Genomic DNA, 24,471 nt, shown 5'->3' with positions numbered 1-24,471 from the left:
CGGGGGTCAGATCACTCGACGACGCCCTCGAAGGGACGCACCTCGATCGGCACCCGGCAGGCGCGGGCGGCCTTGCGGCCCCACCCGAGAGCGGCGTCGAGGTCGGCCGCCTCGATCACCCAGAAGCCACCGATCTGCTCCTTGGTCTCCAGGAACGGCCCGTCCGTCACCAGTACGTCACCGTTCTCCTGGGCCCGGAGCACCGTCGCGGTATGAACCTGACTCAGTCCGCCGCCGAACACCATCGCGCCGGCCGCCTTCAGCTCCTCGTTGAGGACGTCCACATCGTGCTGGATGAGGGCGTTCTCGGCCTCGTTCGGTGCGTAGTCGACGGGGATTTCCACGGCCACCAGGTACTGCGTCATTTCGATCACTCCTTGAGTCGGAGGCGGGCCGGTTGCCCTGCCTTCATCACCTACACGAACGGGTTGGCCTCGCATCGACATGTTTCCAAAATTTCTTTCGGGGATTGCCGATACCGGCGGCCCGACAGGGCGATCGGCCGCGCGGGGCCGGTATCCGGTTGTCGGATGACCGACTCGCCTAAGCTGATCCACATGAGTGACGTGACCGCCTGGGAGTACGTGACCGTGCCGCTGTTGACGCACGCGACGAAGCAGATTCTCGACCAATGGGGCGCCGACGGATGGGAGCTGGTCAGCGTGCTGCCCGGCCCGACCGGCGAGCAGCACGTCGCCTACCTCAAACGACCGAAGGGATAGCCGCAGTGGCGTCATGGAAGGCCCGTCTGGCCGAACTCGGAATCGAACTGCCGCAGGTCGCCGCTCCGCTCGCGGCGTATGTGCCTGCGGTGCAGTCAGGTTCGTGGGTGTTCACCTCCGGGCAGCTGCCGATGGTGCGTGGTGAGCTGTCGACGCACGGCAAGGTCTCCGAGGGGGCCGAGGGTGTGGTGCGTCCGGAGCAGGCCACCGCTGCGGCGCGCACCTGTGCCCTGAACGCGCTCGCGGCCGTGGACGCCCTGGTCGGCCTCGACTCGATCAAGCGGGTCGTCAAGGTCGTCGGGTTCGTCGCGTCGGCCCCGGGATTCACCGGCCAGCCGGCCGTGATCAACGGCGCGTCCGAGTTGCTCGGCGAGATCTTCGGCGATGCCGGCGTCCACGCGCGCTCGGCCGTCGGCGTCGCGGAGCTGCCGCTCGGCGCGCCCGTCGAGCTCGAGCTCATCGTCGAAATCTGAGACCTGGACGGTCGCTAGCCGGCCGTCGCCCGCTCCTCCATCTCGAGCAGCAGCCGCTTGCGCTCTGGTCCGCCGGCGTACTGGCCGATCGTGCCTCCGGCCCGGACCACGCGGTGGCACGGAATGATCAGCGGAATCGGATTACGTGCGCACGCGGTGCCCACGGCCCGCACGGCCTTGGGGTTGCCCGCCGCGTCCGCGAGCTGGCCGTAGCTGCGGCGGCCGCCGAACGGCACCTTGCGCAGTTCGCCGAGGACCTCCCGCCGAAAGCCATGTGCCAGTTGGAGGTCCAGCGCGAGATCGAACTCGATGCGGGAGCCGTTGAAGAACTCGTCGAGCTGTTCGGCTGCGTTGTCGAGTCGCCGCGGGGCTCGCAGCACCCGCGGACTGATCTGTTCGGCGAGCTCGGCGAGTACCGCGTCGTGATCCTGCACGTCGAATGCCACGCGCACGACGCCGCGATCGGTGGCGGCGAGCAGCAGGGATCCGACCGGGGAGTCGATGGTCCGGTACGCGATGTCGACCAGACCGTTGGCGGCCGCGTCGGTGACCAGCCGGCGATGCAGGCGTTCGAGGGTCGTCTCATCGGTGGCGCTTAGTTGGTCGAGGACATCAGACATGAGAAGTTTCCTTGGTGATTCGGGAGCGAAGGGTGCGCATCCCGTCGGCGGCGGCGCGGCGAGTGGCATCGGGGGAACTGCCGATCAGCTCGGCGATCTGCGGGTACTTGAGCCCGCCCAGGTAGTGGTAGGCGAGTGCTTGACGTTGCCGGGTCGGCAGCTGCGCGACCGCAGCCCATAGGTCCGGATCGGTTTCGGCCGGCGCGGACGCGGGTCGATCGGGTATCGAGTCGAGCGGAATCGCCTGTCTCGCACGGGTTCGAACCACGTCGAGGGCGCGGCGGTGGGCGATCGTCACCAGCCAGGCCTCGATGTTGGCGTCGGCGTCGAGATCGGGATAGGCGCGCAGCGCGGAGACGAAGGTCTCCGACCACGCATCATCCGCGTCGTCGGGTCCGACCACCGCGCGGCAGACCCGCAGCACCATGGCGCCGTGTTCGGCGACTACCTGTTCAAAAGGTCTCACGGTAGGTAGACGCTCCCGGCCACCAAAGTGTGAGGTGCGGTCGAGAAGTCAGCCATGACCTCAGATTGCCACTGCCCGCCGGAAATGGGGGAGCCCGTGGCAAGCTGAAGAAATGAGCGAGCTTCAGCGAGCGAATCAGTCAATGCAGGGTGTGGGTGCCTCATGCGCGCACGGAGCGAAGCGAGTACGTGCATGAGTTCGAAGGTCATCGAGCATCCCGCGTACGAGAAACTGCGTCCGGTCACCGACTTCGCGTCGGTGATCCTGTGCAAGAACCCGGGTGCGATGGAGCTCGACGGCACCAACACCTGGGTGCTGCGGGCGCCGGGGCACGACGAGTGCGTGATCGTCGACCCCGGTCCGAAGGGGCATCCGAAGCATCTGAAAAAGCTTGCGGCGCAGGGCAAGGTCGCGTTGACGCTGATCACCCATCACCACTTCGATCACACCGGCGCGATCAAGAAGTTCCGCGCGCTGACCGACAGCCCGGTGCGCGCGGTGCGTGATAAGCACACGAAGGGTGCCGACACGCTGTCGGACGGTGAGGTGATCGAGGCCGCCGGTCTGCGGATCACGGTGCTCGCCACGCCGGGGCACACCGACGACTCGGTGAGCTTCCTGGTTGAGCACGGCGATCAGAAGGCGGTCGTCACCGGCGACACCATCCTCGGCCGGGGAACGACGGTCATCGATCCCCGCGGCGGCACGCTCGCCGACTACATGCGCTCGCTCGACACCCTGATCGAGCTGGGGTCCGGGGTCACGCTGCTGCCGGCGCATGGACCCGATCACCCCGATCTGCTGCCGGTGGTGCAGTTCTACAAGCAGCATCGGGAGGAGCGCATCGCTCAGGTGCGGGCGGCGCTCGACAAGCTCGGTGTGAGCGCCGAGGAGGCGAAGCCGATGAAGGTCGTCAAGAAGGTCTACGCCGACGTCGACAAGAAGCTGTGGCCGGCGGCCCGGATGTCGGTGAAGGCTCAGCTCACCTACCTGCGCGAGGTGGGCTGAGCCCGAAACGAAGAATCCGCCGTCCTCGATGAGGGCGGCGGATTCTTGTGGTTGTGCGGCTCAGCGAGCGCGGCGGGCCAGTCGCTCCGAGTCGGCGATCAGGACGCTCTTGCCCTCCAGTCGCAGCCAGCCGCGCTGGGCGAAATCGGCGAGCGCCTTGTTCACGGTCTCGCGCGAAGCGCCGACCAGCTGGGCGATCTCCTCCTGCGTGAGGTCGTGGGTGACACGCACCGCGCCGGCCTCCTGGGTGCCGAACCGCTGAGCCAACTGCAGCAGCTGCTTGGCGACGCGTCCGGGGACGTCGGTGAAGATGAGGTCGGCGAGGTTGTTGTTGGTGCGCCGCAACCGACGGGCCAGCACCCGCAGCAGCTGCTCGGCGATCTGCGGGCGATCCGCGATCCACGAGCGCAGTGCGTCGCGGTCCATGGAGACGGCGCGGACCTCGGTGACGGTCGTCGCACTGGAGATGCGCGGACCCGGGTCGAATACCGACAGCTCACCGAACATGTCCGACGGGCCCATGATCATCTGCAGATTCTCACGGCCGTCCGGCGAACGTCGCCCGACCTTCACTTTGCCGGACAGGATGATGTATAGCCGATCACCCGGTTCGCCCTCGTTGAAGACGACATGTCCACGGGGGAACTCCACCGGCTGCAGATCCTTCGCCAGCGCTGCCGCCGCCGTCGGTTCCACTCCCTGGAAGATCCCCGCGCGCGCCAGTACCTCGTCCACGTACTACCTCTCTGTTACCCGCAGCGGGGTCTCACGACTCCCGGACGGCTCAAGTTGCCAATCTGGCGCGCCCGTGCCGAATGTTGGATTGCTCACGCCGTCGCACAGTCTACGGTGTCGCACCGCTCACACACAGCATCTACGCCAGAACCGGCCACTGGGCGGGAATTCCGGGCCGAAATCGGGCGGTAAATCCGGCGCGCCGGCCCGTGGCGCTGCCGATCAGCTGGCGAAACGAAGGTGACCGGTCGTGCCGGGTCCGGGCTCGTGAACGGAAGTGTCAGTCTGCGGCGCGGCCACCGGCGCCTCGCGCACGGTAGCGGCGCTCGCTGCGGCGCCGGCCTCGGTATCGGGCGTCTCGCCGCCATCGAGGTGCGACTGCAATCGCTCCATTCCCAGCGCGAACGCCATCACCGCGAACGGAATCAGAAGAACCGCCACACCTTGCATGTAGGTAGTAAACACAACGGAGGTCTCGGTAGTGCAACGATCGCAGTGGCTAACCTGATCGGATGAGCTCGAAGAAGAAGTTCGCCGCCGAGACGCGCCTGGGGCTCGTCCGACGCGCGCGGCGGATGGATCGCACCCTGGAGGTGGCGTTCCCGCATGTGTACTGCGAGCTCGACTTCACGACCCCGCTGGAACTGTCTGTCGCGACGATCCTGTCGGCGCAGTGCACCGACGTCCGGGTCAACATGGTGACCCCCGCGCTGTTCCGGCGGTATCCGACGGCGGCGGCCTACGCCGGGGCGGTGCGCGAGGAACTCGAGGAGATGATCCGCAGCACCGGCTTCTACCGGAACAAGGCGAATTCGATCATCGGTCTGGGCCAGGCGCTCGTCGAGCGGTACGACGGCGAGGTGCCGGGCCGTCTCGAGGATCTGGTCACCCTGCCCGGGTTCGGTCGCAAGACGGCGAACGTGGTGCTGGGCAACGCCTTCGGGGTGCCGGGTATCACCGTCGACACCCATTTCGGCCGGCTGGTACGTCGCTGGCAGTGGACCGACGAGACCGATCCGGTGAAGGTCGAGAAGGTGGTCGGCGAGCTCATCGAACGCAAGAACTGGACGAATCTCTCGCACCGCGTGATCTTTCACGGGCGCCGCGTGTGCCACGCCAAGAAGCCGGCCTGCGGAGTGTGCATCCTGGCCAAGGACTGCCCGTCATACGGAGAGGGGCCGGTCGACAAGATGACCGCGGCCAAGCTGGTGAAGGGCCCCGAGACCGAGCACTTGCTGCAGTTGGCGGGGATCTGATCGATGGCGAATCTCTTGCGGCGGGTGCCCCCGTCGGCGCGCTGGTCGCTGGTGCTGCTGATTGTGGTGGTCGCGTTGATCGTCGCCATCTGGCCGAACAGCACCGGTAGCGGCGGCTCGGACATGTCATCGGACGGGGTGACGGTCGGCTCCAGCGCGCCGCAGCGCCCGGCCGATCCGAACGATGTCGCCGCGGCCCGCGCGGCGGCCGGACTCGAACCCTGCCCGACCGGTACGGCCGTGTCCGAGCAGTCGGCGTTCAAGGGTTTGACCGTGCCCTGCCTCGGCGGCGGCCCGGACGTGGATCTGGGCTCGGCGCTGACCGGGATGCCGACGGTGGTGAACATCTGGGCGACCTGGTGCGGTCCCTGCCGCGAGGAACTGCCCCTGTTCCAGCAGTTCGCCGATCGGGCCGCCGGTCGCGTCCGGGTGGTCACCATGCAGGCGCCGCGCGGCGCGGTGAACGCCGACGTGGCGCTCGCCTTCCTCGCCGAACTCCACGTGCGGCTGCCCGCCTTCGACGACAGCGCGGGCACCGTGTTCAAGCGTCTGCAGCTGCCGCAGGTCTATCCGATCACCGTGCTGGTGCGGTCCGACGGTAGCGTCGCCCGGGTGCTTCCGCAGCAGTTCGTGAGCCTCGACGGCGACCGTGGCCTCGCCTCCGAGGTGCACACCTACCTGGGCGTATCGGCATGAGCATGACGTTGGTCGATCCGGCTCATGCGCCGGTCTGGTTGCGGCCGCTGCTGGAGAACCCGGACCGGGTGGAGGCGGCGCTCAACAGCCGACGCTCGGTCCGGATGGCTCGGAGGTGGGCCGTGCCGCGGGACCCGCGACTGGCGTCCGTGCTGGTGCTGTTCGCCGGCGACCCGACCGCCGACTCGTTGCCCGCCGACGCCGACCTGCTGCTGACGGTGCGGGCCAGCACGCTGCGCGACCATAGCGGTCAGATCGCTTTTCCCGGTGGAGGATTCGAAGACGGCGACGACTATCCGGTGGGTACCGCGCTGCGTGAGGCGGTGGAGGAGACCGGGCTGGATTCGGCCGGCGTGCGGCCGCTGATGACCGTCGATGCGCTGCCGACGCGCCCCGGCGCCTTTACGGTGGAGCCCGTGATCGCCTACTGGGAGCGACCCACTCCCGTGCAGGTGATGGATGAGGGCGAGACCGCACTGGTCACCCGGATCCCGATGAAGCGTTTGATCGCGCCCGAGAACCGCTTCCAGGTGCGCATGAAGATGGGCGGCGCCACGGTGTTCACCGGGCCGGCGTTCTTCGTGGACCGCCTGCTGGTCTGGGGCTTCACCGGCGGCGTGCTCGACGCCGTGATCGCCGCCGCCGGGTGGGAACAACCATGGGATCGGGATGACGTCCGCGACCTGAAAGAGGCGCTGGCGCTGGCGGTGAACGAGTGAGCAGCGGCTGGATCTGGATCGACCTCGGGTTGATCCTGCTGGCGGTGATGGCCGGTATCTCAGGCTATCGGCACGGCGCCGTCGCCTCGGCGCTGGCGCTGGCCGGCATGCTGCTCGGCACGATCGCCGGAATCCTGGTGGCGCCGCACGTCATCGACCACATCCCCGATCGCCGCACCCGGCTGCTGGTGGTCGTCGTCATCCTGCTGATCCTGGTGCTGATCGGGGAGACGGCCGGGATGGTGCTCGGGCGCGCGGCCCGCCGGAGCCTGCGTCTGGTGGCGCTGCGCAGGATCGACAGCGTGCTCGGCGCGGGACTGCATGTGGTGGCGATCCTGGCGGTCGCCTGGCTGATCTCGATCCCGATTCAGAATTCCGGCGTCACCGGACTCGCCGGCGCTGCCAAGGACTCCAAGGTGCTGTCGCAGGTCGACCACCTCGGCCCGTCCTGGCTGCGCAAGGTCCCCGACGATCTCAACGGGCTGCTGCGCAATTCCGGATTGGTGCCCGACGCCATCGGGCCGTTCGGCCGCACGCCGGTCACCGCCGTCTCGCCGCCCGATGCGGCACTGGAGTCGTCGCCGATCGTGTCGCAGGTGCACAAGAGCGTGGTCAAGATCGTCAGCGAGGCGCCGAGCTGCGGTCAGGAGCTGGAGGGCAGCGGCTTCGTGATCGCCCCCGGCCGTGTGATGACCAACGCCCATGTCGTGGCCGGCACCAGCAGCTCGCAGGTGCAGGCGACCTCGGGCGATTTCGATGCCACCGTCGTCTTCTTCGATCCCACCAATGATATTGCGGTACTGGATGTTCCGGACCTGCCGGCGCCCGCGCTCAAGTTCAAGCTCGGCAACGTGGTCTCGGGCGACGACGCAATCGCGCTCGGCTATCCGGAGGCCGGCCCGTACACGGCCAGCGCCGCCCGCATCCGCCAGGAGATCAGGCTGCAGAGCGGCAATATCTACCAGCAGGGCGCGCAGACGCGCGAGGTGTACACGATTCGGGCGACCATCCGGCAGGGCAATTCCGGTGGGCCGCTGATCGATCCGCGCGGCCAGGTCCTCGGTGTCGTCTTCGGCGCGGCCGAGAATCAGGACAGCCAAACGGGATTCGTCCTGACCTCCAAGCAGGTGCAGGACGATCTGGGGGCCTCGGAGGGACAGCACGACGAGGTCGACACGCTGAACTGCGTTCGGGACTAATCGAGCGTCGTCACTGCTGCAGGAAGTCGATCAGCATGCGGGTGACGGCATCCGGCCGCTCCTCGTGGACGTAGTGCCCGGCGCCCGGCAGCTCTCGGTGGGTCATCGCGTCGACCCAGTGGCCGCTGGATTCGACGGTCTCGGCGAACATGTACGAATCCTCGGTGCCGCGGAGGGCGAGGACCGGGATATGCAGCCGCTTGTTCATCGCGCCGAGGAAGCGCGCGCCGTCGGGCCGGAACTGCGACCGGAATGCCCAGCGACGATATTCGAGGGTGCAGTACGCGACGCCGGGAATCTGGATGGCCTCGCGGTAGCGGGCGACCACCTCGGGAAACTCGTCGGTCGTCTGCCAGCGCTTGCCGCCGCGGCTGCGGAGCAGCTTCTCGGCGAACGCACCGTCGCGGGTGGTCAGGGTGCGCTCGGCGAGCCGCGGCCACTGGTTGCCCAGGAAGTTGCCGAGAAAGACCTTGCGCTGGTCGGCGTTGCGCAGCAGCGATTGCCGCAGCGCGGCCGGATGCGGTGATCCCAGCACGGCGATGCGGGGGACTTTGGTCGGGTGCAGGGTCGCGGTAGCCCAGGCGCCGAGACCGCCGTCGGCGTGGCCGACGATCACGGCCTCGTCGTGCCCGAGGGCCCGGATCAGGCCGTTGATGTCGTTCGCCAGCGTCCAGCCGTCATAGCCGCGCGGCGGCTTGTCGCTGTCGCCGTAGCCGCGCAGGTCGACAGCGATCGGTCGGAACCCGGCGGCCGCGAGCGGGGCCAGCTGATGTCGCCACGACCACCAGAACTCGCCGAAACCGTGCAGGAGCAGCACCAACGGCCGGTCCAGTGCCGGGCCGGACTGGTCCGGCGCATGGCCTTCGACGACATGCATGCGGATGCCGTTGGCGCGGACATCGAGATGAGTCCAGTCGCCGGGGATCCGGGCGGTCGATGGATCGGGTGCGGCCAACCGGCTAGCGCGTCGGCGGGGTCGGGCGACTGCCGGCCGTCACGGATGCGGGGTGATCGCCCTTGCCGCCGACGGCCGGAAGTACTGAGGACAGCTGGTTGACGGACTCGATCGTCTTCTTGGGTCCGCGGATCTTGCGGACGAACAGGTAGCCGACGAACCCGGTGATCGCCGCGAGCACGACCAGCAGCAGGAATACGATGCCGAACGCGGCCCAGCGCGGCAGCCACTCGGAGAGCAGCTCGCCTAGGAACCAGAAGAAGAAAAAGCTGCTGTACAGCAGCACCGTGCCGGCGACCACGAACGCGGCGCTGCCGATCGCGCCCTTCTTGGCCTCCGCGGCCAGCTCGGCCTTGGCCAGTGCCACCTCGGAACGGAAGAGCTTCGACATCGACTCCGTCGCGTTGCGAACCAGAGCGCCGACCGACGGCTCGCCGTTCGGCCCGAGATCGGGATCCGACAGCGGAATCGCGGATACCTGGTTCGGGAAACCGGGGTGATCTGTCACGGCTGCTCCTTACACGTCAACGTCGGGCCTTATGTTGCCATGCCGACGCTCATCGGGTGGGCGTGGTGCCCGACGCGCCGGCCTTCGGCGACTGTGCTCAGTCCTGTTCCAGCAACCGGCGATGCACCCGGCCGCGCCGGATCAACGCCGCGGCGCCGATGAGCGAGGCGATCATCGAGGAGACGAGCACCGCGGCCTTGGCGAGGTCGGCGCCGTCTTCGGGCAGCGCGAGATCGGCGATCAGCAGGCTGACGGTGAACCCGATCCCGCCGAGCAGTGACACCGCGAACATGTCCCGGGTATGCAGGCCTTTGGGGCGTGTCGCCCAACGGAACCGGACGGCGCACCACGCGGTCCCGAAGATGCCGATCGGCTTGCCGAGCAGCAGCCCGGCGATCACTCCGAGGGCGATCGGGCTGTGGACCAGCTGTCGCATCGAGTGCGCGTCGATCGATACGCCCGACGCCAGCAGCGCAAACAGCGGAACGCAGACCGTCGCGGAGAACGGCTGGATCCGGTGCTCGAGCCGGGTCGCGGGCGACTCGTCCTCGTCCGGGTCCGAGCGCACGCGGGTGAGCAGGCCGAGCGCCACCCCGGCGAGCGTCGCGTGGAAGCCGGAGTTGAGGACGGCGATCCAGACCCCCACGGTCAGCGGGACATACAGCAGCGGGCTGGTGATCCGATAGTGCTGCGCCAGCCAGTAGCCGAGCAGCCCGAGCGCTGCGATCGCGGTCGCGCCCAGGCTGATGGTGGCGGTGAACAGCACCGCGATCAGCATGATCGCGATCAGGTCGTCGACCACCGCGAGCGCGAGGAGGAATACCCGGGCACCGCTGGGCACCCGCGACCCGACCAGCGCCAGCACGCCGAGCGCGAAGGCGATATCGGTGGCGACAGGGATGGCCCAGGCGCGGTCGATGTCTGCCTGGCCCCAGCCGACGGCCAGGCAGATCACGGCCGGCACCACCACGCCGCCGACCGCCGCGGCCACCGGCAGGATCGCCTGTTTGCGGCTCGACAGCTCGCCGATCACCAGCTCGCGTTTGAGCTCCAGACCGGCGACGAAGAAGAAGACCGCGAGCAGACCGTCGCGCGCCCAGTCGCCGATGCTCAGCCGCAGATGCCAGACATCCGGGCCGACCTCGAACTCGGCGAAGGTCGTATAGCTGTGCGCGATCGGCGAATTCGCCCAGATCAGCGCGACCGCGGCGGCCACCAGCAGGATGACGCCGCCGAAGGTTTCGGTCCGCAGATAGCGCGCGAGTTCAGTGGGGCGTGGCGGCGAGATGATGACGAAATCCTAACGGATCCCGCCGCCACGCTCCCGTGTCGTCAGCTCCGGTTGGCGCGGATCGCCTCGAACACCGCCGGGTCGACCAGCGTCGACGTGTCGCCCAGCTCCTTGCCTTCGGCGACGTCGCGCAGCAGCCGGCGCATGATCTTGCCGGACCGGGTCTTCGGCAGCTCGGGCACCACGTTGATCTCGCGCGGCTTGGCGATCGGCGAGATGTCGATGGAAACCTGGGCCTTGAGCTCGTCGATCAGCTGGGCGCCGGTGTCTGTCGCGTCACTGCGCAGGATCACGAAGGCGACGATCGCCTGACCTGTGGTCTCGTCGGTCGCGCCGATCACCGCCGCCTCGGCGACGGCGTGATGACCCACCAGCGCCGACTCGACCTCCGAGGTCGAGATGCGATGCCCGGACACGTTCATCACGTCGTCGATGCGGCCGAGCACCCAGAGGGCATGGTCCTCGTCGTAGCGCGCGCCGTCGCCGGCGAAATACCAGCCCTCCTTGGCGAACTTGGACCAGTAGGTATCGATGTACCGCTGTTCGTCGCCCCAGATGCCGCGCAGCATCGACGGCCACGGCTCGTCGAGCACCAGGTACCCCTGCTCGCCGTCGGGGACCGGATTACCGGCCATGTCGACGATCTTCGCGCTGATGCCGGGCAGCGGTGCCATCGCCGATCCCGGCTTGGTCGCGGTGATGCCGGGCAGCGGGGAGACCATGATGGCGCCGGTCTCGGTCTGCCACCAGGTGTCGACGATCGGGCAGTTGTTCCGCCCGATCACCTCGCGGTACCACCGCCAGGCCTCCGGGTTGATCGGCTCGCCGACGCTGCCGAGCAGCCGCAGCGACGACAGGTCGTGGGCGTCCGGGATCTCCCGGCCCCACTTCATGAACGTCCGGATCAGCGTCGGAGCGATGTAATAGGTTGTGACGCCGTACTTTTCGATTACCTCGAAATGACGGTGCTCGTTGGGCGAATTCGGGGTGCCCTCGTAGACGATCTCGGTCGCACCGTTGGAGAGCGGCCCGTAGACCAGGTAGCTGTGTCCGGTCACCCAGCCGATGTCGGCGCCGCACCAGAAGACGTCGGTCTCCGGCTTGTGGTCGAAGACGTAGTGGAAGGTGTAGCTGGTCTGCGTCAGGTAGCCGCCGGAGGTGTGGATGATGCCCTTCGGCTTGCCGGTGGTGCCCGACGTGTACAGCAGGAACAGCGGGTGTTCGGAGTCGAATGCCTCGGGCACATGGAAATCGGCGGACTCGGCGACGGTCTCGTGCCACCACACGTCGCGGCCGTCGACCCAGTCGATGTCGATGCCGGTCCGCTGCACCACCAGCACCTTCTGCACCGATTGCGCCGCCTCGTCGCCGCTGCCCAGCGCTACGTCGACGTTGGCCTTGAGCGGCACCGGCTCGCCGCGACGGTATTGGCCGTCGGTCGTGACGACCAGCTTGGCCTCGGCGTCGTCCACCCGCGATCGCAGCGCGGTTGAGGAGAAGCCGGCGAAGACGACGGAGTGGGTGAGACCCAGACGTGCGCAGGCCAGCATCGTGATCAGGGCCTCTGGCACCATCGGCATGTAGATGGCGACGCGGTCGCCGGCCACCAGGCCGAGGCTGGAGAAGTAGTTGGCGGCGCAGCAGACCTCGGTCTGCAGCTGGCTGTAGGTGATGTCGCGGGAATCGCCGGGCTCGCCGACCCAGTGGATGGCCACCCTGTCGCCGTTGCCGGCCTCGACATGCCGGTCGACGCAGTTGTAGGCGACGTTGAGCCGGCCGCCCACGAACCATTTCGCGAACGGGGCGCCCGACCAGTCGAGCACCTCGTCGAAATCCTTGTGCCAGTGCAGGCGTCGCGCCTGGTCGGCCCAGAAGCCGAGGCGGTCGGCGTCGGCGGCGTCCTGCAGCGCGGGAGTGGCGTTGGCGTGAGCGGCGAAGTCGGCCGGGGGCGGGTAGGCGGACGGAACGGTTTCGTCAGTCATCAGCAGTCCTTAGTTTGTCGATACTCGCGTCGATCGGCGCATCGACGAGCCTAGTCAGCGGGTTGCAGGCGTGGGCCGTGTTGACCGATGAGCGGTCACCCTGTTGACACGACGATTCGGTAGTAGGGTCTCCCGAAAATGTGGGGTCGAGATCCCGCGTTCGGACGGCGCCGCGGTGCCCGGGTGGGAGGGAGTGCGCGTGCGAATACGTGCCGCGATGATCGTCATCGCCGGACTGGCCCTGGTGCTGGCTGGCTGTTCGATCCCGTCGACGCAGTCCGACTACATCCGGGTGTTCGGTACCGAGCCACAGGTTGGTCTGATCACCACCAATACCGCCGAGACCGGCGGCGGCTGGCCGATCGATCTGCTGTTCACCGGCCTGTACACCTATGACGCGGACGGCAATTCGATCCCCGCGATGGTGGATCGACTGGAAACCACGGACAGCCAGCACTACACGATCACGATCAAGAAGGGCTGGAAGTTCAGCGACGGCACCGAGGTCAAGGCGCACAACTACGTCGACGCCTGGAACTACGGCGCGTACACGCCTAACGCCCAGCGGCAGCAGAGCTTCTTCGCGCCGATCGAGGGCTATGGCCAGGTGGCGGCCGACCAGCCGACGGCCACCACCCTGAGCGGACTCAAGGTGACCGGCGACTATTCGTTCACGGTCACGCTGACCAAGCCGACCATCGATTTCCAGAAGGCGCTCGGGTTCACCCCGTTCAAGCCGCTGCCGGACGTGGCATTCAAGGACATGAAGGCGTTCGGCGAACATCCGGTCGGCAACGGGCCCTACATATTCAAGCAGTGGCGACACAATCTGCAGATCGACCTGACGGCGAATCCGAACTACCTTGGGCCCAACAAGGCGAAGAACAAGGGCATCTCGTTCATCATCTACGCGTCCACCGACACCGCGTATACGGATCTGCTCGCAGGGAACCTGGACGAGATCAACCCGTTGCCCACCAGCGCTTTACGCACCTACAAGAAGGAGCTCGGCAAGCGGGCGCTGACGCGCTCGACCGCCCAGATGACGTGGATCACCATCCCGTACTTCCTGCCGCATTTCTCCGGGCCCGAAGGCGTGCTCCGACGCCAGGCCATCTCCATGGCGATCGACCGGCCACAGATCATCAAGGCGATTCTGGCCGGAAACAGCAGTCCAGCAACAGATTTCACCGCGCCGACGCTCCCCGGGTATCAGGCGAATCTACCCGGTTCCGACGTCCTGGATTTCAATCCGAAGCGGGCGATGGAGTTGTGGAATCAGGCGAACCAGATCTCCCCGTGGTCGGGCTCGTTCGTGATCGCATCGAATGCCGAAGGCGGCAACAAGGAGTGGATCGACGCCGTCTGCAACAGCGTCGCCAACACCCTGCATATCAAGTCGTATGGCCAGATGGTGCCGACCTTCAAACAGCTGCTCGACCAGACGACGTCGGGAACCATCCGCTCCGCGTTCCGCGGCGGGTGGCTGGCCGACTACCCGTCCATGCTGGAGTTCCTGGAGCCGAACTGGAAGACGGGCGCGGGCAACAATTTGGCGGCCTACAGCAATCCGACCTATGACGCATTGCTGGACCAGGCCGAGGCGCAGACCGACGAGTCGTCGTCGGATCGCTTTGTGGCGCAGGCGCAGCAGGTGCTGCTGCACGACTTACCGGGTATCCCGTTCAACTACGCGCGGACCACGGCGGGTGTCAGTGAGGGGACCACGGCCCAGATCATGTGGAACGGCACCGTCGACTACGCGAACATGACCAAGGAATAGCGATGGCCTGGTATACGACGCGGCGTGTGCTGCAACTGATTCCGGTGTTCTTCGGAGCCACTCTGCTGCTGTACTTCATGGTGTATGCGCTGCCCGGCGATCCGACCGCGGCCATGGGCGGCGGCCGGGTGCTCACCCCGGCGGTGCGCGAACAGCTGCGCGAGCAGTACCACCTCAACGACGGTTTCTTCGAGCAGTACTGGATCTACATCAAGGGCGTCTTCACCGGCGACTTCGGCACCTCGTTCTCCGGTCGACCGGTGTCGGAGGTGATGTCGCAGGCGTTCCCGATCACCATCCGACTCGCATTGCTGGCCCTGCTGTTCGAGACCGTCATGGGCGTCGGCCTGGGCATCGTCGCCGGCATCCGCAAGGGCAGCTGGTTCGACGGCACGGTGCTGCTGATCAGCCTGATCGTCATCGCGATCCCGATCTTCGTCATCGGCTTCGTCGCGCAGTTCCTGTTCGGCGTGAAGTGGGGGATCGCCCCCGCGACAGTGGGTTCCAAGGGCGACTTCAAGCATCTGTGGCTGCCGGCCCTGGTGCTCGCATCCGTGTCTTTCGCGTACATCCTGCGGCTCACGCGATCGGCGGTCGCGGAAAGCCTGACGGCCGACCATGTTCGGACCGCCACCGCCAAGGGCCTCGGCCGCCCGCGGGTGATCACCGTCCACGTGTTGCGCAACGCGATGATCCCGGTCGTCACCTATCTCGGCATGGATCTCGGCGCGCTGATGGCGGGCGCGATCGTCACCGAGGGGATCTTCAACATCAACGGCATCGGGTCGACCGTCTATCGCAGTGTGACGATCGGCGAGGCGCCGACGGTGGTCTCCATCGTCACCGTCCTGGTGATCATCTTCCTGGTGTCCAACCTGCTGGTGGATCTGCTCTACGCGCTCATCGACCCGAGGATTCGCTATGCCTGACGACCTGTGCAAACCCGGCCAAGAGCGGTTCGTCGCCCCACCGGCCGAACCGATTGTCATTGATGCCGTGGATGATTCGTTCGCGCCCGCCGGCTTCTGGCGGACCGCCTGGCTGAATCTGCGGCGGCGGCCGATGTTCCTGCTGTCGTCGGCGATGATCTTGCTGGTGATCCTGGTCTGCCTGTTCCCCGGCATGTTCACCGATCACTCGCCGCACGCCTGCAGTGCCGACAACAGCCTGCTCGGTGTGAGTGGCGACCACTGGTTCGGCACCGACGTGCAGGGCTGCGACATCTTCTCCCGGACGATCTACGGCGCTCGCGCATCGGTGGAGGTCGGTGTCGTCACGGCCCTCATCGTGTTCGTCGTCGGTGGAATCCTCGGTGTCGCGGCCGGATTCGCGGGCGGCTGGTTGGACGTGCTGATCTCCCGGGTCAGCGACGTGTTCTTCGCGCTGCCGCTGATTCTCGCGGCCATCGTGATCCTGCAGATGTTCCCCGAGCGCAATGTGTGGACGGTCGTGGCGGTGCTGGCCGCGTTCGGCTGGCCCACCACTGCCCGAATAGCCCGCAGCGCCACGCTATCCGTGCGGAACGCCGAGTTCATCACGGCCTCACGGGCATTGGGTGCATCACGGCTGCGCATCATGGTGGCGCATGTGATGCCCAATGTGCTGGGGCCGGTGATCGTGATCGCGACGATCTCGTTGGGCGTGTTCATCGTGGCCGAGGCCACGTTGTCGTACTTGGGAATCGGACTCCCGAGCACTGCGGTGTCGTGGGGTATCGACATCAGCAGCGGACAGAACCTGCTGCGCGCGGGTGATCCGATCCTGCTGTATCCGGCCGGTGCCCTGGCGCTGACGGTGCTCAGCTTCATGATGATGGGCGACGCGCTGCGCGACGCGCTCGATCCGAAGGCGAGGACGCGATGACCGACTCGGTGTCCGGCGCGCCGACGCCGCTGCTGCGGGTCTCCGGACTGGACGTGGCGTTCTATCGAGACAAGAAGGCGCACAAGGCGGTATCCGGGGTCGACCTCACCGTCTACCCAGGTCAGACGGTGGCGATCGTGGGGGAGTCGGGGTCCGGGAAGACCACCACCGCCAACGCGATCCTCGACCTGCTGCCGGGCACGGGCCGGGTGACCGCCGGATCCATCGAATTCGATGGCAAGGACCTGACCACGCTGTCGGCCAAGGAGATCCGCCAGTTGCGCGGTACCGGTATCGGCCTGGTGCCGCAGGACCCGATGTCCAACCTGAACCCGTTGTGGAGCGTCGGCTTCCAGGTCAAAGAGGCGCTGGTCGCCAACAACATCGCGAAGGGGTCGGCGGCGACAAAACGCGCGGCCGAGCTGCTGACCGAGGCCGGCATGCGCGATGCCGAGTCACGGATGAAGCAGTATCCGCATGAGTTCTCCGGCGGCATGCGCCAGCGTGCGCTCATCGCGATCGGATTGTCCTGCCGGCCCAAGCTTCTCGTGGCCGACGAGCCGACATCGGCGCTGGATGTCACCGTCCAGCGGCAGATCCTCGATCATCTCGGCGAGCTGACGCGCGAGCTCGGCACCGCGGTGCTGCTGATCACGCACGATCTGGGACTGGCCGCCGAGCGCGCCGAACATCTGGTGGTGATGTACCGCGGCGAGGTGGTGGAATCCGGTCCGGCACTTCAGATTCTGCAGGATCCGCAGCACGAGTACACCCGGCGCCTGGTGGCGTCCGCGCCCTCGTTGGCCTCGCGTTCGGCGGTGGCCGCGCCGGCGGTGTCGGCCGACGACGACGCGCTGCTGCGAGTGGAGGGGCTGACCAAGGTCTTTCCGTTGCGCGGCAAGGTGCCGTGGCGCCGGGAGTCGATGACCGCCGTCGACGACGTGTCATTCACCGTGCGCCGGGGGAGCACCACCGCGATCGTCGGCGAATCCGGATCCGGCAAATCGACGGTGGCGCAGATGGTTCTGGGTCTGCTGCCACCGACGCACGGCACGGTCAGCTATCGCGGGATCGATGTCGCCGGGCGGAAAGGCGAGGCCGACAAGGAGTTTCGGCGCAAGGTTCAGCCCGTGTTCCAGAACCCCTACGGGTCCATCGATCCGATGTTCTCGGTGTATCGGGTCATCGAGGAACCGCTGCGCATCCACGGGATCGGCACATCCGAGCAGCGCCAGGCACGGGTGCGGGAACTGCTGGACGCCGTCGCCCTGCCGGCCGATGTGATGCGGCGCTACCCGAACGAGCTGTCGGGCGGCCAGCGGCAGCGAGTCGCGATCGCCCGGGCGCTGGCGCTGGAACCGGAACTGCTGGTCTGCGACGAGGCGGTTTCGGCGCTCGACGTTCTGGTACAGGCGCAGATCCTTCGCATGCTCAAGGAACTGCAGACCCGGCTCGGGCTCACCTACCTGTTCATCACACACGACCTGGCGGTCGTGCACGAGATCGCCGACGACGTGCTGGTGATGGCCGAGGGGCGGGTGGTCGAGCACGCGCCGGTCGATGACGTGTTCGCGCACCCGAAAGAGCAATACACCCGGGCCCTGCTGGAGGCCATTCCCGGCCGCAGCCTCGAGCGCGGCGCCTGACACCGGCGCCCGGGCGACTGGGCGCCGGGCCGGATCGACGGCTGCGTACGCTGGTCGTCTGTGACCGATCCGCTTGCCCCGCTGCTCGAGCTTCCCGACGTTGCGCAGGCCTGCGATCGGGCCCGCGATGCGCTGGCCGCGGCCCACCGGCACCCGGTCAACCTGCGCGGATGGGATAAGACCGCCACCGAGGCGTCCTGGCGGGCGGGCCGCTCGTCGGCGGCGATCGAGGGCGGCAGCGTCGAGCTGACCCGCGACGGCGATTTCGACGATCCGATCCTGGCCGGCGCGATGCGGGTGGCGCAGGCATTGGATGGCGATTCGTTGACGCAGCTGGTCGCCACCTGGGGCCGGGCGCCGCTGCAGGTTCTTGCGCGATTGCAGCTGCTCGCCGCCGCCGACCTGACCGACGACGAAGAGCTGCTCGGTCGCCCGCGCGCCGGGGACGACGTCGCGCAGCGGCTGGATCTGCTGGCACAACTGCTCACCGGCGGCAGTCGGGTGCCGGCGCCCGTGCTGGCCGCGGTCGTCCACGGCGAGATCCTGGCTCTGCAGCCATTCGGCGTCGGGAACGGTGTGGTCGCCCGCGCGGCCTCCCGCCTGACCTGCGCGGCGTCCGGGCTGGATCCGCACAATCTCGGGGTACCCGAGGTGACCTGGTTCAAGCGGTTGTCGGACTACCGGGCGCGCTCGACCGCATTCGCCGCCGGCGATCCCGACGGCATTCGCGACTGGCTGCTGCTGAGCTGTGAAGCGTTGGAATCCGGTGCGGCAGAGGCGAAGTCCATCGCCGACGCGGCCCGCGCCTAACGCGTTGAGAATCGTGACCGGGTGAGTGCCGAATCGGCCCTGAACACATAACTGCGGGCGGTGGCCCGGTTGTGGAACCGGGTCGCCGCCCGCAAGCACGGACATGAGTGACCATGCGTGCATTGTGGGTTGTGTGGATAGCCTCGGCGAGGGACTCCGAGCCGAATACCGTGTCCCATATCCAGATGGGCGCACAGTCTCAGTCGCCGGAATATCGCAGGCTCACAACGCTTCTGCCTCCCGCGGCGCGCTCCGCGTGGGTGCTCAATGCCCGTGCTCGGAAGGCTACGGTCGGGAGCTCGTACCTTCTCTTCCGGTGCGAACTTGGCCTTCCGTTCTTCCGTAGGACCATTTGTACACCGTGACCGCGGTCACATCAAGGGTCTCCTGGCTACAAGTTTGTCGCGAGTTTCCTAGAGGTTGCGCACAGTACTTATCGCGCGGCGAGTGCGGTACCTTGGTCGGCTTGTCAGCGCCGTTTCCGTTGCAGCACTGTGTAAGTCAGTGCGCCGGCGGCCAATGCGCCGACGCCGACCGCTGCGGACGCGGCGACGGTGGTGCCGGATTTCGCCGGCAGTCGGTCGCGCATCGATATCGGTCGGGTGAAGGACAGCACCGGCCACCCATGGGTCGACGCCTGCTTGCGCAGCCCCCGATCGGGATTGACCGCGGTGGGATGCCCGACAGCCTCCAGCATCGGCAGATCGGTGATGGAATCGGAGTAGGCGAAGCACTGGCTCAGGTCATAGCCCTGACGCTCCGCGAGTTCATTCATCGCCGTCACCTTTTCGGTTCCGTAGCAATAGAATTCGACGTCGCCGGAGTACTTGCCATCCTCGATGCGCATGCGGCTGGCGATCGAGTGGTCGACGCCGAGCATCTGGCCGATCGGCTCGACCATCTCGATGCCGGAGGCGGAGATGATCACCACGTCGTGGCCGCGCGCCTTGTGGCCCGCGATCAGGTCGGCGGCCTCGGCGAAGACGAGCGGATCGACGATGTCGTAGAGGGTCTCGTGGACGATCGACTTCACCTGCTCGACGTCCCAGCCGGTGCACATGTCGGTCACGTGTTTGCGTAGCCGCTCCACCTGATCGTGGTCGGCCGCCGTGAGCAGAAACATGAACTGCGCGTAGCTGGACTTGAGAACGGTGCGCCGGTTGATCAGTCCCTGATCGAAGAACGGTCGGGAGAACGCGAGCGTGCTCGACTTGGCGATGATGGTCTTGTCGAGATCGAAGAACGCCGCGATGCGGGGACGTCGGCCGGCCGACGTAGAGGCAGTGCTCACCGTATGAGCGTACGACGATTGGGCCGCTCCGGCAGTGGCCCGGAACGGCACGTTCGAAATTCCGCGCACGTTGCCCTCGGGTCCGGGGATATGAGTACTATGGCAAATACCCGGACTACTTCCGGGGCTTTCAGCCCGACCCCCCGGGGCTGAACGCGACGACCCCGGCCTCCTCCCCCCCCCCCCTGGCCGGGGTCGTCCCCTATCTGCACCTTTTCGCGAAATCCGCGCCACTTTTAGTCGCTTTTTGTGCGCTTTTGTGGAATCCGCGCCACCTTTGTGGATCCGCGCCGTCTGCAACCGGCGCGGATCCACACAACCGGCGCGGATCTCCCGCTGGGATGTGCGATCGCGCATCCGAGCCACCCGAAGCCATCCGCGATGAAGCCGCCTGCGATGAACCCGCCTGCGATGAACACGGTGTTTGTGCGCGCGACGCGGGTGATCGCGGTGATCCGGCGGGCCCGTTCGGAGTTACGCAACGGGTTGTCCACAGATCGCGAACAGCCACTTTCGGATGGACACCGGCGGACCGAAGCTGGTGCCTGTGAACCCGGTGGCGCTGGTGATGGTGAACGACGACCTCCTCGAGGACGTCGGCCGCGTGGTGGCCGCCGCCGGGTATCGCCTGGTTCGCGCGGCGGCCACCGACTGCCGACGCCTCTGGTCGGAGGCGGGTGCGGTCCTGGTGGATGCCGATGCCGCGCATATCGCAAGCGCGCAGCATCTGCCCCGTCGCGGCGGCGTCGTCGTGGTCGGGCTGGCCGGAATCGAGCCGGCGCCGATGTGGCGGCATGCGCTCAGCCTCGGAGCGATCGACGCCATGCCCCTGCCCGACGACGAACAGGCGGTCGTTCGGGTGCTGACCCGACTGCGGGTGTCGGGGTCGGTGCGCGGCTCGGCGGTCGCCGTGATCGGCGGTGCGGGAGGCGCCGGTGCGACGGTGCTGGCTGCGGCCTCGGCGATGGCGGCGGCCCGCAGTGGCCGGGCGCTGCTCATCGATGCCGATGACCTCGGCGGCGGGGTCGATCTGCTGGTCGGTCTGGAGAACAGCCCCGGCATGCGCTGGGTCGATCTGGCGCTCGAGGGCGGGCGGGTGCTGGCCGACTCCCTGCACGCGGCGTTGCCGCATGACGGGCACGGGTTGTCGGTCCTGGCCCATGCGCGCGGCGGGCGGGCGGCCGCGGTGCGCCCCGAGGTCGTGGTGGCGACCATCGACGCCGGTCGCGAACACGGAGATGTCGTCGTCATCGATCTGCCGCATCGCGACGATGAGCTGACGGCGGCGGTCGCGGCAGCGGTCGACCTGGTCGTGGTCGTCGTGCCGGCGACGGTTCGTGGTTGTGCCGCCGGCCGGGAGACATTGGGCCGCATAGCGATTCGTACCTCGGCGCACGCGGTGGCGGTGCGGGGACCGGCGCCCGGCGGACTATCGGCGCGGCAGGTGGCCGACGCGGTCGAATCGCCGCTGCTGGCGTCGTATCGGCCCGATCCGGCGCTGACACGGCGCATCGAATGCGGACCGTTGCGGGTCGGCCGCCGATCGCCGCTGGCGATCGCGGCGCAGACGGTCATCGCGCGGGCCCGCGCGGGGGTGAACGCGTGACCGTGGAGGGACCACCGACTGTCGACGCCGATCGGGTATCGCTGCTGCACCGGGTGCGCGAACGCCTGGCGGTCGGCGTCGGCCAGCCCACGCCGGAGGTGATGGCCGAGGCGATCCGGGTGGAGGCCGGCGGGGTGCTCGGCGATACGGATCTCCTCTCGGCGCTGCGGTATCTGCAGACCGAGCTGGTCGGGGCCGGTCCGCTGGAGGATCTGCTGGCCGAGCCGGATGTCTCGGACATCCTGGTGGTCGGGCCGCGGCGGGTGTGGGTCGACCGGGGCGCCGGGCTGCAAATGTCCGGGTTGACCTTCACCGACGATGACGCGGTCCGCCGGCTCGCCACTCGACTGGCGCTGGCGGCGGGCAAGCGGCTCGACGATGCGCAACCGTGGGTCGACGGACAGCTGACCTCGGTCGGTCGGCGGGGCTACTCGGTCCGGCTGCATGCCGTGCTGCCGCCGCTGGCGGTGGACGGAACCTGTCTGTCGCTGCGGGTGCTGCGGCCGGCGACCCAGGATCTCGCGGCGCTGATCGCGTCGGGAGCGATCCCGGCCGATGCCGTGCCGCTGGTCGAGTCGGCGATCGCCGATCGCCGGGCGTTCCTGATCGTCGGGGGCACCGGCGCCGGGAAGACCACGTTGCTCAGCGCGATGCTCGGCCGGGTCGCGATCGACGAGCGGATCGTCTGCGTCGAGGACGCGGTCGAGCTGGCGCCGCAGCATCCGCATGTGGTGCGGCTGGTCGCCCGGACCGCGAATGTCGAGGGTGTCGGCGCGGTCGCCGTGCGCGAACTGGTGCGACAGGCGCTGCGAATGCGGCCGGACCGGATCGTGGTCGGCGAGGTGCGTGGCGCCGAGGTCATCGACCTGCTGACCGCGTTGAACACCGGCCACGACGGGTGTGCCGGCACCCTGCATGCGAATTCGACGGCCGAGGTTCCGGCGCGCATGGAGGCGTTGGCGGCTCTGGGCGGGATGGAGCGCGCGGCGCTGCACAGCCAGCTGGCGGCGGCCGTTCATCTGGTCTTCGGCGTGGTGCGGCGCGCGGACGGAACCCGCGGGCTCGGCGAGGTGGGCCGGGTCCGGCGCGGCGATGACGGACTGGTGCGTATCGAGCCGATCTGGTTGCGGGACAGTGGATTCGACGGTAGCAAGCCTGATCCGGTTGTCGTCGAGACGGGCACCCGATGCTGAGTGGATTGCTGCTGGCGTGCGCGACGTGTCTGGTCCTGCTGCCGGCCCCGCCCACCGTGTATCGACTGCGACAGCTCTGCGGACACAGTCGGCACATCGTGCGGCCGTCCGCGATGCATCTGCTGGTCGCGGTGCCGGTGGCGGCCCTCATCTGTTTCGGTGTCGGGCAGGCGGCCGCGGCGACCATCGCGGTTGCCTTGGCGCACCGAATGATTCGACACCGACGGCTGCGCCGGGATTCAGTGCGGGCGGAAGCCGATGTCATCGCGGCGCTGGACCTGATGATCGCCGAACTGCGGGTCGGAGCCCCGCCCGCGCGGGCGTGCCGATCCGCGGCTGCCGAATCGTCCGAGCCGACCGCGGGAGTGCTTCGCCAGCTGGCCGGTCGCGTCGAGCTCGGGGGCGAGGCGGGCATCGGCTCCCCGCCGCGCGGCGCCGGGACCGATGCCTGGGCCAAGGTGGTGTCGGCGTGGCAACTCGCCGATCGGCACGGATTGCCGATCGCCGATCCGCTCGATGCGATCCGGTCGGATCTGTCCGCTCGCGCCAGTTTCGCGTCACGTACTCATGCCTCCCTGGCCGGCGCCCGCGCGACAGCCGCGGTGCTCGCCGGGTTGCCGGGGCTGGGGATCGCGTTGGGCCAGGCCATTGGTGCGAACCCGGTGGCAGTGCTGCTCGGCGACGGTCTCGGCGGGATTCTGCTCGTGGTCGGGGTCGCGCTCGGCTGCGCCGGACTCTGGTGGGCCGACCGGATCACGGCGGCCGCGGCGGTGCTGCGATGAACGGGTACTGGCTTCTTGCGGGGGTGGCTGTGTCCGGCGCCCTGCTGATGATCCCGCCGGGCGGGTGGGTTCGCTACCGGGTGATCGGCGGTCCGGAACGGCCGGTCCGGGAGCCGCGCTGGCTCGGAAAGCCCAAGCGCCGCAATGACGCCTTCGCCGTCGCCGCGACATTCGACATGCTGGCGGTGTGCCTGCGTGGCGGGCTGCCGATCGGGTCGGCGGCGGCGGTCGTCGAGCCGACCGCGCCGCCGGAGTTGCGGCCGGTGTTGCTGCGCGCGGCTGATCTTCTTGCGCTGGGCGCGGATCCCGCTCAGGCGTGGGCGACGCCGGATGGTGCTCCGGATTCGGTGCGCGCGTTGACGGTGATGGCTCGACGATCGGCGCGCGGCGGGTCGTCGCTGATGGCCGGCCTCGCCGAGTTGGCCGCCAAAGAGCGTGCGGCGGCGGCCGATCGGGCGGCCGCGGCCGCCGAGCGCGCCGGCGTGGCAATCAGCGGCCCGCTGGGCCTGTGCTTCCTGCCGGCCTTCGTCTGCCTCGGCATCGTGCCGGTGGTGGTCGGGTTGGCGGGCACCGCACTCAATGGCGGGGTGTTGTGACGATCGCCGACACCGAAGATGACCTCGGCGGATCGACCGCCGTGATGATGGGAGGGAATGTTCATGTTCAACAAGGCAATTGGCAGACTGCAGAGCCGGCTAGCGGTGGTACTGGCGGACGACGAGGGCATGTCGACGGCCGAGTATGCGATCGGCACCATTGCGGCCGCGGCCTTCGGTGCGATCCTGTACGGCGTGGTCACCGGCGATTCGATCGTCGACTCGCTGACGGGGATCATCGACAAGGCGCTCAAGACGACGGTCGGATGAC

At 68.0% G+C, this 24,471-nt stretch carries 27 protein-coding genes; 17 read left to right on the top strand and 10 right to left on the bottom strand.

Features of this window, described 5'->3' with window-relative positions:
* Window positions 1-11 precede the first annotated feature (11 nt).
* Window positions 12-365 (bottom strand): YciI family protein, encoded by a 354-nt coding sequence (locus G341_RS0116325; RefSeq protein ID WP_018180235.1) that lies wholly within the window; start codon window positions 363-365, stop codon window positions 12-14.
* A gap of 192 nt (window positions 366-557) precedes the next feature.
* Between G341_RS0116325 and sp36 the strand changes: the two genes are divergently transcribed.
* Window positions 558-722: a Sp36 family protein gene (sp36, locus tag G341_RS22300; protein ID WP_006373145.1), complete on the top strand. Its 165-nt coding sequence runs from the start codon at window positions 558-560 to the stop codon at window positions 720-722.
* Window positions 723-727: 5 nt separating this feature from the next.
* Window positions 728-1,195 (top strand): RidA family protein, encoded by a 468-nt coding sequence (locus G341_RS0116315; RefSeq protein ID WP_018180233.1) that lies wholly within the window; start codon window positions 728-730, stop codon window positions 1,193-1,195.
* A 14-nt stretch (window positions 1,196-1,209) separates the two neighbouring features.
* Here the strand turns inward: G341_RS0116315 and G341_RS0116310 are convergent, their stop codons facing one another.
* Window positions 1,210-1,815: a methylated-DNA--[protein]-cysteine S-methyltransferase gene (locus tag G341_RS0116310; protein WP_018180232.1), complete on the bottom strand. Its 606-nt coding sequence runs from the start codon at window positions 1,813-1,815 to the stop codon at window positions 1,210-1,212.
* Window positions 1,808-2,281: an RNA polymerase sigma factor gene (locus G341_RS0116305; RefSeq protein ID WP_026303772.1), complete on the bottom strand. Its 474-nt coding sequence runs from the start codon at window positions 2,279-2,281 to the stop codon at window positions 1,808-1,810. The genes G341_RS0116310 and G341_RS0116305 overlap by 8 nt, the downstream gene beginning before the upstream one ends.
* 192 nt (window positions 2,282-2,473) lie before the next feature.
* On the opposite strand from G341_RS0116305, the gene G341_RS0116300 reads away from it, so the two are divergent.
* Complete coding sequence (locus G341_RS0116300; protein WP_018180230.1) at window positions 2,474-3,289, top strand: MBL fold metallo-hydrolase; 816 nt, start codon at window positions 2,474-2,476, stop codon at window positions 3,287-3,289.
* A 60-nt stretch (window positions 3,290-3,349) separates the two neighbouring features.
* Here G341_RS0116300 and G341_RS0116295 read toward each other — a convergent pair whose 3' ends face one another.
* Together G341_RS0116295 and G341_RS0116290 are read right to left on the bottom strand one after the other, a co-directional pair.
* Window positions 3,350-4,024, bottom strand: coding sequence for a Crp/Fnr family transcriptional regulator (locus G341_RS0116295; protein ID WP_018180229.1), 675 nt, complete (start codon window positions 4,022-4,024; stop codon window positions 3,350-3,352).
* 222 nt (window positions 4,025-4,246) lie between these two features.
* Window positions 4,247-4,465: a hypothetical protein gene (locus tag G341_RS0116290; protein ID WP_018180228.1), complete on the bottom strand. Its 219-nt coding sequence runs from the start codon at window positions 4,463-4,465 to the stop codon at window positions 4,247-4,249.
* 71 nt (window positions 4,466-4,536) lie between these two features.
* On the opposite strand from G341_RS0116290, the gene nth reads away from it, so the two are divergent.
* The 4 genes from nth to G341_RS0116270 are packed head-to-tail and all read left to right on the top strand — an operon-like array spanning window position 4,537 to window position 7,894.
* Complete coding sequence (gene nth / locus G341_RS0116285; RefSeq protein ID WP_018180227.1) at window positions 4,537-5,280, top strand: endonuclease III; 744 nt, start codon at window positions 4,537-4,539, stop codon at window positions 5,278-5,280.
* Window positions 5,281-5,283: 3 nt separating this feature from the next.
* Window positions 5,284-5,976, top strand: coding sequence for a TlpA disulfide reductase family protein (locus G341_RS22295; RefSeq protein ID WP_043451785.1), 693 nt, complete (start codon window positions 5,284-5,286; stop codon window positions 5,974-5,976).
* Window positions 5,973-6,695 carry an NUDIX hydrolase gene (locus G341_RS0116275; protein WP_018180225.1) on the top strand — a complete coding sequence of 241 codons (723 nt, stop codon included), beginning with the start codon at window positions 5,973-5,975 and terminating at the stop codon, window positions 6,693-6,695. Before G341_RS22295 ends, G341_RS0116275 begins: the two co-directional genes overlap by 4 nt.
* Window positions 6,692-7,894: a MarP family serine protease gene (locus tag G341_RS0116270; RefSeq protein WP_018180224.1), complete on the top strand. Its 1,203-nt coding sequence runs from the start codon at window positions 6,692-6,694 to the stop codon at window positions 7,892-7,894. The genes G341_RS0116275 and G341_RS0116270 overlap by 4 nt, the downstream gene beginning before the upstream one ends.
* A 10-nt stretch (window positions 7,895-7,904) precedes the next feature.
* Here the strand turns inward: G341_RS0116270 and G341_RS0116265 are convergent, their stop codons facing one another.
* The 4 genes from G341_RS0116265 to acs form a co-directional block, all read right to left on the bottom strand.
* Window positions 7,905-8,849 (bottom strand): alpha/beta fold hydrolase, encoded by a 945-nt coding sequence (locus tag G341_RS0116265; RefSeq protein WP_018180223.1) that lies wholly within the window; start codon window positions 8,847-8,849, stop codon window positions 7,905-7,907.
* 4 nt (window positions 8,850-8,853) lie between these two features.
* Complete coding sequence (locus G341_RS0116260) at window positions 8,854-9,357, bottom strand: phage holin family protein (RefSeq protein WP_018180222.1); 504 nt, start codon at window positions 9,355-9,357, stop codon at window positions 8,854-8,856.
* Between the two features lie 97 nt (window positions 9,358-9,454).
* Entirely contained in the window at window positions 9,455-10,645 is a 1,191-nt protein-coding gene (gene nhaA, locus G341_RS0116255) for a Na+/H+ antiporter NhaA (RefSeq protein WP_026303771.1), read from the bottom strand.
* Between the two features lie 44 nt (window positions 10,646-10,689).
* On the bottom strand, window positions 10,690-12,630 hold the full coding sequence (gene acs / locus G341_RS0116250; protein WP_018180220.1) for an acetate--CoA ligase: 1,941 nt from the start codon (window positions 12,628-12,630) through the stop codon (window positions 10,690-10,692).
* Between the two features lie 217 nt (window positions 12,631-12,847).
* Between acs and G341_RS0116245 the strand changes: the two genes are divergently transcribed.
* From G341_RS0116245 to G341_RS0116225, 5 genes are read left to right on the top strand one after another with little or no spacing between them, the layout of a single operon-like run.
* Window positions 12,848-14,413: a peptide ABC transporter substrate-binding protein gene (locus tag G341_RS0116245; protein ID WP_018180219.1), complete on the top strand. Its 1,566-nt coding sequence runs from the start codon at window positions 12,848-12,850 to the stop codon at window positions 14,411-14,413.
* A 2-nt stretch (window positions 14,414-14,415) separates the two neighbouring features.
* A complete protein-coding gene (locus tag G341_RS0116240; protein ID WP_018180218.1) occupies window positions 14,416-15,342 on the top strand; it encodes an ABC transporter permease in 927 nt (308 codons plus the stop codon).
* Entirely contained in the window at window positions 15,335-16,276 is a 942-nt protein-coding gene (locus tag G341_RS0116235) for an ABC transporter permease (protein ID WP_018180217.1), read from the top strand. Before G341_RS0116240 ends, G341_RS0116235 begins: the two co-directional genes overlap by 8 nt.
* Window positions 16,273-17,922, top strand: coding sequence for a dipeptide ABC transporter ATP-binding protein (locus tag G341_RS0116230; RefSeq protein WP_018180216.1), 1,650 nt, complete (start codon window positions 16,273-16,275; stop codon window positions 17,920-17,922). The genes G341_RS0116235 and G341_RS0116230 overlap by 4 nt, the downstream gene beginning before the upstream one ends.
* Before the next feature lie 60 nt (window positions 17,923-17,982).
* Window positions 17,983-18,732 (top strand): Fic family protein, encoded by a 750-nt coding sequence (locus G341_RS0116225; protein ID WP_018180215.1) that lies wholly within the window; start codon window positions 17,983-17,985, stop codon window positions 18,730-18,732.
* Between the two features lie 469 nt (window positions 18,733-19,201).
* Here G341_RS0116225 and G341_RS0116220 read toward each other — a convergent pair whose 3' ends face one another.
* The gene (locus G341_RS0116220; RefSeq protein ID WP_043451832.1) at window positions 19,202-20,023 is read right to left on the bottom strand and encodes an HAD family hydrolase; all 822 of its coding nucleotides are present in this window, start codon (window positions 20,021-20,023) and stop codon (window positions 19,202-19,204) included.
* Window positions 20,024-20,540: 517 nt separating this feature from the next.
* On the opposite strand from G341_RS0116220, the gene ssd reads away from it, so the two are divergent.
* From ssd to G341_RS0116195, 5 genes are all read left to right on the top strand, one after another.
* On the top strand, window positions 20,541-21,629 hold the full coding sequence (gene ssd, locus G341_RS0116215; RefSeq protein ID WP_018180213.1) for a septum site-determining protein Ssd: 1,089 nt from the start codon (window positions 20,541-20,543) through the stop codon (window positions 21,627-21,629).
* Window positions 21,539-22,822: a TadA family conjugal transfer-associated ATPase gene (locus G341_RS0116210; RefSeq protein ID WP_018180212.1), complete on the top strand. Its 1,284-nt coding sequence runs from the start codon at window positions 21,539-21,541 to the stop codon at window positions 22,820-22,822. The genes ssd and G341_RS0116210 overlap by 91 nt, the downstream gene beginning before the upstream one ends.
* Window positions 22,816-23,604 (top strand): type II secretion system F family protein, encoded by a 789-nt coding sequence (locus G341_RS0116205; RefSeq protein ID WP_018180211.1) that lies wholly within the window; start codon window positions 22,816-22,818, stop codon window positions 23,602-23,604. The genes G341_RS0116210 and G341_RS0116205 overlap by 7 nt, the downstream gene beginning before the upstream one ends.
* A complete protein-coding gene (locus G341_RS0116200) occupies window positions 23,601-24,200 on the top strand; it encodes a type II secretion system F family protein (RefSeq protein WP_026303767.1) in 600 nt (199 codons plus the stop codon). The genes G341_RS0116205 and G341_RS0116200 overlap by 4 nt, the downstream gene beginning before the upstream one ends.
* 63 nt (window positions 24,201-24,263) lie before the next feature.
* On the top strand, window positions 24,264-24,470 hold the full coding sequence (locus tag G341_RS0116195; RefSeq protein WP_026303766.1) for a DUF4244 domain-containing protein: 207 nt from the start codon (window positions 24,264-24,266) through the stop codon (window positions 24,468-24,470).
* Window position 24,471: the final 1 nt, after the last annotated feature.

The organism is Jongsikchunia kroppenstedtii DSM 45133, assembly GCF_000380485.1.
In the GTDB taxonomy this organism is placed as follows: Bacteria; Actinomycetota; Actinomycetes; order Mycobacteriales; family Mycobacteriaceae; genus Jongsikchunia; species Jongsikchunia kroppenstedtii.
The sequence above is the reverse complement of the archived record's forward strand: the minus strand, read 5'-3'. Positions and strand labels throughout refer to the sequence as shown.

Bases quoted from the DNA above. Each gene is read 5' to 3' on its own strand.
- G341_RS0116325 (WP_018180235.1), bottom strand. From the start codon at position 365: ATGACGCAGTACCTGGTGGCCGTGGAAATCCCCGTCGACTACGCACCG.
- sp36 (WP_006373145.1), top strand. From the start codon at position 558: ATGAGTGACGTGACCGCCTGGGAGTACGTGACCGTGCCGCTGTTGACG.
- G341_RS0116310 (WP_018180232.1), bottom strand. From the start codon at position 1,815: ATGTCTGATGTCCTCGACCAACTAAGCGCCACCGATGAGACGACCCTC.
- G341_RS0116300 (WP_018180230.1), top strand. From the start codon at position 2,474: ATGAGTTCGAAGGTCATCGAGCATCCCGCGTACGAGAAACTGCGTCCG.
- nth (WP_018180227.1), top strand. From the start codon at position 4,537: ATGAGCTCGAAGAAGAAGTTCGCCGCCGAGACGCGCCTGGGGCTCGTC.
- G341_RS22295 (WP_043451785.1), top strand. From the start codon at position 5,284: ATGGCGAATCTCTTGCGGCGGGTGCCCCCGTCGGCGCGCTGGTCGCTG.
- G341_RS0116275 (WP_018180225.1), top strand. From the start codon at position 5,973: ATGAGCATGACGTTGGTCGATCCGGCTCATGCGCCGGTCTGGTTGCGG.
- acs (WP_018180220.1), bottom strand. From the start codon at position 12,630: ATGACTGACGAAACCGTTCCGTCCGCCTACCCGCCCCCGGCCGACTTC.
- G341_RS0116245 (WP_018180219.1), top strand. From the start codon at position 12,848: ATGATCGTCATCGCCGGACTGGCCCTGGTGCTGGCTGGCTGTTCGATC.
- G341_RS0116240 (WP_018180218.1), top strand. From the start codon at position 14,416: ATGGCCTGGTATACGACGCGGCGTGTGCTGCAACTGATTCCGGTGTTC.
- G341_RS0116235 (WP_018180217.1), top strand. From the start codon at position 15,335: ATGCCTGACGACCTGTGCAAACCCGGCCAAGAGCGGTTCGTCGCCCCA.
- G341_RS0116230 (WP_018180216.1), top strand. From the start codon at position 16,273: ATGACCGACTCGGTGTCCGGCGCGCCGACGCCGCTGCTGCGGGTCTCC.
- ssd (WP_018180213.1), top strand. From the start codon at position 20,541: ATGGACACCGGCGGACCGAAGCTGGTGCCTGTGAACCCGGTGGCGCTG.
- G341_RS0116210 (WP_018180212.1), top strand. From the start codon at position 21,539: ATGCGGACCGTTGCGGGTCGGCCGCCGATCGCCGCTGGCGATCGCGGC.
- G341_RS0116205 (WP_018180211.1), top strand. From the start codon at position 22,816: ATGCTGAGTGGATTGCTGCTGGCGTGCGCGACGTGTCTGGTCCTGCTG.
- G341_RS0116200 (WP_026303767.1), top strand. From the start codon at position 23,601: ATGAACGGGTACTGGCTTCTTGCGGGGGTGGCTGTGTCCGGCGCCCTG.
- G341_RS0116195 (WP_026303766.1), top strand. From the start codon at position 24,264: ATGTTCAACAAGGCAATTGGCAGACTGCAGAGCCGGCTAGCGGTGGTA.